The sequence below is a fragment of the Phytopseudomonas daroniae genome (assembly GCF_004327285.1).
Lineage (GTDB): Bacteria > Pseudomonadota > Gammaproteobacteria > Pseudomonadales > Pseudomonadaceae > Aquipseudomonas > Aquipseudomonas daroniae.
Window position 1 is genome coordinate 1 of sequence record NZ_QJUI01000057.1, and the last position, 532, is coordinate 532.

Here is a 532-nt window from a genome sequence, read left to right on the forward strand (position 1 = left end):
ACCCCGCCTTCCTGTGGTGAAATTTTGGGTATGACTAGACTTGTACTCACCGACGCCCAATGGGCGAAGATGGAGCCACATTGCCTGGGCAAGCCAAGCGATCCAGGCCGTAGTGGTACGAATAATCGACTTTTTATCGAAGCGGTTCTGTGGATTGCTCGCACCGGCAGCCCATGGCGCGACCTCCCCGTTGAGTTCGGTAATTGGAATACCGTTTTCAAGCGATTTCGGGACTGGGTGAAGGCCGATATCTTTCAGCGTCTATTCGATGCCGTAAGTGATGAGCCCGACATGGAATATGCAATGGTCGACGCTACGATCATCAAGGTTCATCGCCACGGCCAAGGCGCAAAAGGGGGGCTCAAAGCCAGGCCATAGGCAAGTCCAGAGGGGGCATGACGAGTAAGATTCTAGCCCTGACAGATGCCTTGGGGAATCTGGTTCGCTTTGTCCTGCTGCCTGGCCAGCGCAACGATATTACGGGGGTTGCTCCCTTGATCAAGGGCGTTGAGTTCGATGGGCTGATTGCTGA

General features: G+C 54.7%; 1 pseudogene. It reads left to right on the forward strand.

The features are described 5' to 3' along the window. Window positions 1-30: 30 nt before the first annotated feature. A pseudogene (locus DNK06_RS25050) lies at window positions 31-532 on the forward strand (IS5 family transposase); the annotation flags it as partial.